Source organism: Streptomyces sp. NTH33, from assembly GCF_003236365.1.
In the GTDB taxonomy this organism is placed as follows: Bacteria; Actinomycetota; Actinomycetes; order Streptomycetales; family Streptomycetaceae; genus Streptomyces.
Genome location: NZ_POTZ01000666.1, coordinates 1 through 2,846, shown reverse-complemented (window position 1 = coordinate 2,846; position 2,846 = coordinate 1). Strand labels below are relative to the sequence as shown.

General features: G+C 75.4%; 2 protein-coding genes. Both read left to right on the top strand.

Annotated elements, in window-relative coordinates; translation table 11 throughout:
* Positions 1-224: DUF6113 family protein (locus C1I97_RS34640; protein ID WP_258382884.1), on the top strand; the 224-nt coding region annotated here is incomplete at its 5' end.
* 157 nt (positions 225-381) lie between these two features.
* Positions 382-2,640, top strand: a complete 2,259-nt coding sequence (locus C1I97_RS34630) for a hypothetical protein (RefSeq protein ID WP_181447047.1) — start codon at positions 382-384, stop codon at positions 2,638-2,640.
* Positions 2,641-2,846: the final 206 nt, after the last annotated feature.

Below are 2,846 nucleotides of genomic sequence, written 5' to 3'. Positions count from 1 at the left end.
GGGCGAGGGCCGCGGGCAGCCGGGGCGGGGCCGTGGCGGGTGCCGCCGGCTGGACCGTCATGGTCGTCCTGCTCACCGCCGGCCGTCCGGAAGGGGACTTCATGTTCGCGGCCGGTGGCGGCTCCTATATCTTTCTGCTCGGCGGCATGGCTCTCGCCGTGATCTGCGCCACCATGGGGCGCGGACGGCAACCCGACGGCGACGACGCCCGACTTGGCAAGTGACGTACCACTTCTTCCTGTACTGCCCGTGCGGGCCCGGTGTGGGTTTCCCCGGCGGTCCCGGGAAACGGGCCGGATGTGGCCAGTATGGTGGTGCGCGCCGCCGAGCCGCTCGCAGTGACGCCGTGACGGGCGGCGGAGCCAACCAGGAGAACCTGCCTTGAGTCGTGAAACTGACACTCCGTCCTCCGGGCCCAACGGGCGCGGCGGACCCGCCTACCCCTCGGGGACCCCGCCGTACGGCATCCCGGCGGTGTCCGACGGCCGCGCGGACGCGGGTCGTTCGGCCGTGCAGCCGGAAGAACGCAAGACCGAGACCACACTGACGACCCGGGTCCGGATCAACATCCCCGGGTCCAGGCCGATTCCGCCGGTGGTCGTGCGCAAGCCCGTCTCCTCGGGCGGCTCCGAGAACTCCGAGAGCGAGGCCGAGGACACCGCCGGGGCGGTCACCGGCGGCGAGGCGCAGCAGCAGCCGGCGCCCGCCCCGGCGGCCAAGGCGCCCGCGGAGCCGGCCGCCGGACCCGCGGCGCCGGCCGGGGAGAAGCCGACCAGCGACTGGTTCGCGCCCCGCAAGCCCCAGGCGAACAAGGGAGGTCAGGGCGGCGGCTCCACCAACGGCGCCGGACCGGCCGGTGGTTCGCCCGCGGCGGGCGGGCCCGGCACGGGTTCCTCCGGTACGGGGGCCGGCTCCCCGGGCGCGGGCTCTTCCGGCGCCCGCCCCGGCGGTGCGGCCGGCTCCGTGGGCGTGCCCGGCGCGGCGAACGGCTCCCGGCCCGGGGGCGCCCCCGGCCCCGGCTCCGCCCAGGGCACCGGGCTGCCCGGCGTCACCGGCGGCCCCGTCGCCCCCGGCCACGGCGGCGGCACCGGCTCCTTCGACGTGACCGAGGCGCTGGCGGCGGGCCCGCGGCCCGGCGGCCCCCGCCCCGGTTCCGGCGGTGGCGAGCCGCGCCGCGACGACCTGCCGTACTTCTCCGAGAACGGCGGCGGCCAGAACGGGCAGGCCGGGCAGGCCGGGCAGGGCGGTTACGGCGGTCAGGGCGGCCCGAGCGGTCCCAGCGGCTTCAACGGGGCCGGCGGACCCGGTGGATCCGGTGGGCCGGGCGGTCCGCAGGGACCCGCGGGCCCGACCGGCGGCCCGGTCACCGGTGACGGCCCGCTGCGGCCGAACGCCGGCGGCGCCCCCGGCGCGCCCACCGCACACCCCGGTGGCGGCCTGAGCGACGACACCGCGGTCCTCACCCCGCAGAAACCCGCGCCGAAGCCCGGCACGCCGGGTTACGGCGCCCGGCCGGGCAACGTCTCCGGTCACACCGTCACCAGCGGCATGCCCGTCATCGCGCCCAGCGGAGGCGAGCCGTTCGGCCCGGCCGCCGGTGGCGGCGGACCGATGGCGCACACCCCGCCGGGGATGCCCGGGCCGGCCCCGAAGAGCGCCGCCCCGTCCGGCGCCGGCGCGTCCAAGGCCGCCAAGAAGAAGGGCCGCGGCAAGCTGCCCCTGCTCGTCGGCGGGGTGGTCCTCGTGGCCGGTGTCGCCTACGGCGCCGGGCTGCTGATGAACCGTTCCGACGTACCCAAGGGCACCACCGTGCTCGGCGTCGACATCGGCGGCGGCACCCGCGACGACGCGGTGAAGAAGCTCGACGACGTCTTCGGCAAGCGGGTGAACCAGCCGCTGAAGCTGTCGGTCGAGGGCAGGACGATCACCCTCAAGCCGGACCAGGCCGGGCTCCAGTTCGACACCCAGGCCACGGCCAGCGCGGCGGCGACGAGCGACTACAACCCCGTCTCCGTGATCGGCTCCCTGTTCGGCAACCACCGCGAGGTCGAGCCGCGGATGCCGGTCGACGAGGAGAAGCTGCAGGTTGCCCTGCAGAACACCTCGGGCGGCGTCGGCTCGGTGACCGAGGGCGGCATCAAGTTCGAGTCCGGCAAGGCCGTCGCCGTCTACGGCAAGCCGGGCAAGGGCATCGACGTGGCCCGTTCGGCCGGGGCGGTCCAGGAGGCGTACCGCACCCAGGTGGAGACGGGCTCGGCCCTGCCGGTCCGGCTGCCCACCACCACCCGGCAGCCGACGATCTCCAACGCCGAGGTCGACCGGATGATGAAGGAGTTCGCGGAGCCCGCGATGTCCGGCAATGTGACGGTCATGACGGACCCGGCGCACTCGGTGCCGTTCAGCCCGCAGAACTCCCTGTGGAAGTTCCTCAGGGTGAAGGCCGTGAACGGCAAGCTCGTCGACAACCCCGACCTGAAGGCGCTCAAGGAGCTCTACGGGCAGACCTTCGACGGCGTGCTGATCACCCGGGGCACCGGGAAGAAGACCGCCGTCACTCCCCAGGACGTGTACGTCGCCCTGCGCCAGGCCCTGCTGAGCAAGACCGACCGGGTGGGCGTCATCGACACCGACCCCAGCTAGGCGCCTGGGCGCCAGGTGCTTCACCGCCGCGAGAGGGCACCCGGTCCGCACGGACGGGGTGCCCTCTCGCCGTGTCACCCCCTTCGCCCTCGCCGCCGCCGGTGTCAGTTCAGCATCGCCCGCGCGGAGCGCGCCTGTCCCCGCACCCGCTCAGCCCCGGCCTCGTCCACCGCGGCCACGACATCGGCGTACGCGTCGAGTTCCGC